Here is a 5,334-nt window from a genome sequence, read left to right on the forward strand (position 1 = left end):
TCAGCAACAGCGCCCCATCGCGGAAGCTGTGCGTCTTGAGAAGCACCTCGGCGGTCTCTCGAATCGTGAAGTCGGCGTCGAGGTCGACCTCGTAGCACCGGGCGTACAGCGTGAGCCAATCGTTGAGTGTTCGGTGAAGTAACTGAAACTCCGTCTCGGTGAACTCGACCATTCGCCCGCCGGTTCGCGCTTCGATGTACAACGAGACGACCGGGCCGACGCCGTCGCGGGCGCATTCGAGGGCACGCTCGTCGGCCGTCGATTCGTCCGGTGGGTCGAACGTCTCTCTCGCCTGCCGCGCCTCGGCCGCGAGGTCCCTGACGCGCTCGCCGAACCGGACGTGCTCCGGGTTGCGGTCGGTGTCTGCCGGGGGCTTCGATGCAGTGTCTCCAGCCACCGACTCACCCCCACTTGAACTCGACGCCCTTGTCGCCGCGTGGGTGTTCCCACTCGGTTTCGGCGACAACGGCGCAGGTTCCGCACTCGACACAGGGTTGTGTGTCGAGACTGACGACGCGCTCCTCTGAGCCGTTCGTCCGGACGAGTTCCTCGCGGTAGCACCCGCCGCCGAAGTCGACCGCCGAAACCGGACAGGCCGCGACGGCGGCCCCACTTGCCTCGTAGGAGTTGTCGAGGAGCGTGATGTGCGGTGACCCGATATCGGTGTCGTACGTCAGGTCGCCGATGCGCGCTTCGAGGCTCGGCGGCGTCACCGTATTCTCCTCACGCACACGCGTCCCGAGTTCTTCCGCGATAACCGTCGGGAGCGTGACGTAGGGCGTCTGCGTGTCGGGTATCATCGACGACAGCATCGGAACGTTGTAGAACCGTTCGAGTTGGCCGGAGAAGGCGCGGATTCCCGCGCGTCCGACGGCCGACGTGAGGACGGAATCGACCATGTCGGCCACACTGTCGTCTTCGGCGACGCCGCGGAACAGTTCGTACCCGCGAGGCCGGAGCTTCTTCATCACGCCCTCGCTTCGGAGTTTGCGGGCGTATCGCGTCCCCGCTTTCTCCGGTTCGTTACGGGACTTCGCCTGCGCGTACGCCTCGGCCGCGAGCGCCCCCGCGGTGACAGCGTGGTTCATCCCCTTGATGATGGGACCCTGTGCCTGCATCTGGCCGGCCGCATCGCCGACGAGGAGGAGGCGGCCGAAGTGTGGTTCTCGGAGTGCGACTTTCTTCGAGTCGGGGACGAGTTTGGCGCTGTACTCCAGTTCTGTGTAGTCGTCGCCGAGCCACTGTGCGAGAAGTGGATGCGTCAAAAGCGCATCGAGGAGTTCGTGCGGTTCGGCCTGTTCGGCGACGAGGCTGTCGAGGTGGAAGACGGTCCCGAGCGACAGCGTATCGCGGTTGGTGTAGAGGAATCCGCCGCCGCGGACGCCCTCGAACAGGTCGCCGGAGAACAGGTGTGCGACCCCTTCGTCCGCACCGACATCGAATCGCTCGGCGATAACGTCGTTCGGCATGTCGACGACGGCTTTCACGCCTTGGAACCACTCTTCGGGTTCTTCCCAGTCCATCAAGCCCGCGTCGCGGGCGAGTTCGGAGTTCACCCCGTCGGCGGCGACGATGATATCGGCCGTTATCGGGTCGAGTTCGTCGGTCGTCACGCCGACAATCTTCCCTTCCTCGCGAAGGAGTCCAGTGACGTGGACGCCGGTCAAGAGTCCACCGCCGGCTTCGCGCGTCCGCTCGTGGACGCGGTCTTCAAGCCACGAATCCATCTTTCGACGGAGGACGGAGTCGGACCACTCGGTGTCGTGTTCGTGGAGTTTGGTCAGGTCGAACGACTCCACCTTGTCGCCGGCGATGTTGTGGATGCGGTACTTCGTGATAGGCCGCTCCGACGCCTCTTCGCGGAAGTCGGGAAAGAGGTCGTCGATGGTGTAGGGTGCGGACTCCTCGGCGTAGATAAGTCCGCCCGAGACGTTCTTCGACCCGGCTTCGACGCCGCGTTCGAGAACGAGCGTCTCGATTCCGTAGTTAGCGAACGTTGCGGCCGCGGCCGCCCCGCCGGGACCAGCCCCGACGACGATTGCTTCGTAGTGTTCGTGTTCAGTCATTGGGTGTCTCCTCGTTCGTCCGCAACCTCGCTGTCGGACGGAACGCCCGACGTGCTCTCATCTGTGGCGAGACCGCCATCGGACGAAACGTCCGATGTACTCTCACCTTCGGTGAGGCCGCCATCGCGGGCGACCGCCGCCTCGAACTGTCCTTCTTTCAGTGCCGCCGTCAGTTCTGGGAGCACCTCGAACAGGTCTCCCTCGATGAAGTAGTCGGAGAAGTCGCGGATGCGGGCGTCCGGGTCCGTGTTGATGGCGATAATCGTATCCGACTCGTCCATCCCGACCTTGTGCTGAACTGCGCCGGAGATTCCCGCCGCGATGTAGAGTTTGGGCGCGACGACCTGTCCGGTCTCGCCGATTTGTCGCTCTTCGTGGGTGTACTGCTCGACGTGGCCGTCGAACTGGAACGACCCCGTGACGATACCGCGAGTGACGCCGATTTCCGAGCCCTCGAATTGGTCTGCGAGTTCCAACGCGAGTTCGATACCCTTCGTCGGGTCGTCGCCGATGCCGCGACCGACCGCGACGATGACCTCGTGGCCCGTCAGGTCGATGCCTTCGTCCATCTGGTCGTACTCGGTCACGGTAATGCGGAACCAGTCGTCGTCGAGCGGCGCGTCGTGGTCGACGACGAGTCCTTCACGGGACGGGTCCGGCTCCGGAACGTCGAAGCTCCCGGGAATGACAGACGCGCCCTGCGGGTGGAACTCCCGCGCCGGATTGTCGATACAGAGAATCGTCGAATACTCGAAGCCCGAGAAGTCGGGACGCTTCATATGCAGCACACGCTCGAACTCCTTTTTCTCGCCGGCGACGCCGGTCTTGACGGGATTCGAGATGACCTCTTTCGTGATGTAGAGACCGGAACAGTCGCTGGCGAGTCCCGAGTCGAGTTCGGCCTGCACGAGCGCCGAGAGGTCGCGGCCGTTGTTCGTCGCCGGGAAGAGCACGTACCGCGGCTTGTCGTAGTCGCGCCACTCCTCGTCGCGGCCGCCGTGAACCTCGCCGTTTTCGTGGGTTGCGCCCGCGCGAGCCATATCGCAGAAGATTTCGGTGAACGGTTTGTGCTGGAAGCGGTCGAGACGGTCGTCCTCGCGGGCGACGACCACGTCAGCGCCGTAGGCGATTACGTCGTCGACGTGCTTCGACACGTCCGACCCGATGAGGACGGCGACGACTCGCTCGTCTTCCTCGTAGTCGTCGTTGTAGGTGTCCATCAACTCGCGGGCCTTCCCGAGCATCTCCTTCGACACGTCGATGAGTTCGCCCGCCTGCGTCTCGCAGTAGACCCACATATCACGGTAGGTCCCGTCGCTGAGCGAGCGAACGTGTCGCTTGTCGCGGGTGGGATGGTCGAGGTCCGGATGCCGTTCCTCGGGAGGTCGTTCGTCGATTTCGACTTCAGCGGCTTCTTCGTCGCTGCCCTGCACGGAGTCGATGCGATTTCGGATGAGTCGCTTCACGGGGTCGCGGTCCTCGCTAGCCTCCTCGCGTTCGAGCAGTGATTCGAGGTCCGAAACCTCGTCGACGCTCTGGAGGGCATTTCCGACCTCCGCGGTGCTCATGGACGCGAGGTCGAGTCCCTCGGCGTCGGCCGGTTCCTCCTCGTCTTCGGAGAACTTCTCGATGCGACTCTCGATGAGTGCGATGGCTCCGGCGCGGTTCTCCCCGCGATGTTCGGCCTGGAGAATCTCCTCTAACTCGCCGAGGTCTTCGATATCCTTGATTGCCGGGCCGAGTTCCGAAATCTCGTAGTCTCCCGGGTCGAAGTCGGTCATCGTCAGTCACCCCCCGCAGCGGCGGTATCGCCGCCGACTGCCGACTTCATCGCCTCCAGTACGTCCTGCATCGCGCTCGAATCGTCCGGGTCGACCATCGTCGCCTCGCGTTCCGCTGGTGCCTTCGGAATCGGGTCGACAGAGGAGACGATGGTCGGCGAGCCATCGAGACCGATGTAGTCCGGGTCGACGTTGATGTCCGCGTGGTCCCGAACCGTGAGATGGTCCTCGTAGTTCTCGGCACGCTCCTGTGTCTCCGCGCGGAGGTCTTTCAGCGTGAGTCGCTCGCCCGCCGTCCGATACGACGGGGTGAATTCGGGGTCGGTGACGACGAACGCCGGAAGCGACGTCTCGACCGTTTCGACCTCTTCGATGTCGCCCTCGACGAGTCGTTTCGCGCGCAGGACGCCCTCATCCTCGTCGATATCGAGTGAGATGACGTGCGTGACGAGCGGCATATCCAGACACCAGTTCGTCTGCGGGCCGGTGTGGCCCGTCTCCCCGTCGGCCGTTTTGAATCCCGCAAAGACGATATCGGGTTCGCCGAGCGTTTCGATGCCCGCGCTGAGCGTGATGGCCGTCGCCCACGTGTCGGCGGCCGCCATCTCGCGGTCCGAAACTAGGTGGAGGTCGTCGGCGTACACCGACTCCATCGCCTCCTGTAGCACCTCCTTGTACCCCGGCGGACCCATGCTCATCACGCTGACTCTGCCACCGTGTCGGACTCGCGTCTGCAACGCCGCTTCCAGTGCGAAGCGGTCGTTTGGATTCATCACCGTGGGCGTCTTCCCCCGTTCGAGGTGCCCATCCTCGTCGAACGATACCTGGCCCTCGCGGAAGTCGGGCACACCTTTTGTAAGTACCACCATGTGCATTGAGAACACTCTCGCGTTAATGCTAGTTCATATTCATAATAATCTTTTGTGCCGGCCAGCTGGAACGTCCCCGGTGGCAAGCGCTCACGACGGTGCTCGTGCCGCGAAAAGGACGCGAGTCCCCAGTGACCCCAGTCAGATGCGCCCTGCTCGGCCGGGGTCAACGTCGATTGCGTCGACGGGGCACACGTCGACACAGAGCATGCAGTCGATACACTGGTCTTCGTGTGTCGGTTCCGCCTTGATGTCCGACTCCGGGTGGCCGGGCGTGTCGACCCACGTGAACACGTCGACGGGGCAGTCTTCCAGACACGCGCCGTCAGCGAGGCAGATATCGAAGTCGACGGCGACGTGGGTGCCGTGGATGCCCTGCTTTTCTGGCGGATCGACCGGTCCCCAGACGGCGACACCATCACCAAACGAAGTTTGGTTTGCCGACGAACGGAGTTCGTCCAGCTTTTCTTCGCCGACTTTCTCTCGGTTCGTTTCGAACTGCGGGTCGATAGCCATAGTGTGTCGTGTTATTTTACTGTAAGCGCATTAAATCATACCCCAAGTTAACACATCACTCGCCACTCGAAAACGGTAGTCACCGGAATGCGGAACAGCGTG

5 protein-coding genes are annotated in these 5,334 nt (G+C 63.2%); all 5 read right to left on the reverse strand.

Annotated elements, in window-relative coordinates:
- Positions 1–397, reverse strand: a 397-nt coding sequence (locus QT222_RS22630; protein WP_491478453.1) for a DUF8055 family protein, incomplete at its 3' end; no start/stop codon positions are given.
- A gap of 4 nt (positions 398–401) precedes the next feature.
- Positions 402–2,066, reverse strand: a complete 1,665-nt coding sequence (locus QT222_RS22635; protein WP_491478454.1) for an FAD-dependent monooxygenase — start codon at positions 2,064–2,066, stop codon at positions 402–404.
- Positions 2,063–3,847: an electron transfer flavoprotein subunit alpha/FixB family protein gene (locus tag QT222_RS22640; RefSeq protein ID WP_491478455.1), complete on the reverse strand. Its 1,785-nt coding sequence runs from the start codon at positions 3,845–3,847 to the stop codon at positions 2,063–2,065. Before QT222_RS22640 ends, QT222_RS22635 begins: the two co-directional genes overlap by 4 nt.
- A gap of 2 nt (positions 3,848–3,849) precedes the next feature.
- Positions 3,850–4,722: an electron transfer flavoprotein subunit beta/FixA family protein gene (locus QT222_RS22645; RefSeq protein WP_049917514.1), complete on the reverse strand. Its 873-nt coding sequence runs from the start codon at positions 4,720–4,722 to the stop codon at positions 3,850–3,852.
- Between the two features lie 135 nt (positions 4,723–4,857).
- Complete coding sequence (locus tag QT222_RS22650) at positions 4,858–5,232, reverse strand: 4Fe-4S dicluster domain-containing protein (RefSeq protein ID WP_004060219.1); 375 nt, start codon at positions 5,230–5,232, stop codon at positions 4,858–4,860.
- Positions 5,233–5,334 lie beyond the last annotated feature (102 nt).

The sequence above is a fragment of the Haloferax sp. s1 genome (assembly GCF_058382125.1).